1 protein-coding gene is annotated in these 734 nt (G+C 65.0%); it reads right to left on the bottom strand.

Features of this window, described 5'->3' with window-relative positions:
* The coding region (locus BTW08_RS18555) for an Ig-like domain-containing protein (protein WP_139313730.1) at nt 1-734 on the bottom strand (734 nt) is incomplete at both ends.

Raw genomic sequence — 734 nt, 5'->3', positions numbered from 1 at the left:
CTGATCTGCGTCTTGTCGGTCTGACCCGCGGTCAGGCGATCGAACGCCGTACCCGGATTGAAGCTGTAGGAGCCATCCGCGTTCAGCGTAAAGGTGCCGCCGTTGGAGCCGGCAATCGCCTGCCCCACGCTACCTGTTACGCCGTTGACCGCGCTGACGCTCAGCGTGCCGCCATCGACATCGCTGTCGTTGGCCAACACGCCCTGGGCCGCGGCGATATTGAGAGTAGCGTTCTCACCGGTGGTCTGGGTATCAGCGACGGCCACCGGCGCGTCGTTGGTGCCGGTCACGGTGATGGTCACCGTCTTCGGTGCACTGCCCCCACCGTCGTTATCGGTAGCGGTGTAGCTGAAGGTGACGTCGCGGCTCTCTCCCGCGGCCAGACTGTCGAAGTCGGCGCCCGGGGTGAAGGTGTAGGAACCGTCGGCCTGGAAGCTAAGGCTACCATTGCCTTGGCCCACGCCAGTGTCGAGCGCGTAGCTGGCGATGGTGCCATCGACATCGGCCGCGGCCGGAACCTGCCCACTGAGAACGGTGTTCTCGCCGGTAGTCTGGATATCCGCCTCGGCCACCGGCTCATCGTTGGTGCCCGTGACGGTGATCGTGACAGTCTTGGGTTCACTCACGCCGCCATCGTTATCGGTGGCGGTGTAGCTGAAGGTGACGTCGCGACTTTCGCCCGCGGCCAGACTGTCGAAGTCGGCACCCGGCGTGAAGCTGTAGCTGCCGTCGGC

Origin of the sequence: Salinicola sp. MH3R3-1 (assembly GCF_001937155.1) — a bacterium.
GTDB classification, from domain to species: domain Bacteria; phylum Pseudomonadota; class Gammaproteobacteria; order Pseudomonadales; family Halomonadaceae; genus Salinicola; species Salinicola halophyticus.
Note: the sequence above shows the minus strand (reverse complement) of the source record. Positions and strands in the feature narration are given on the sequence as shown.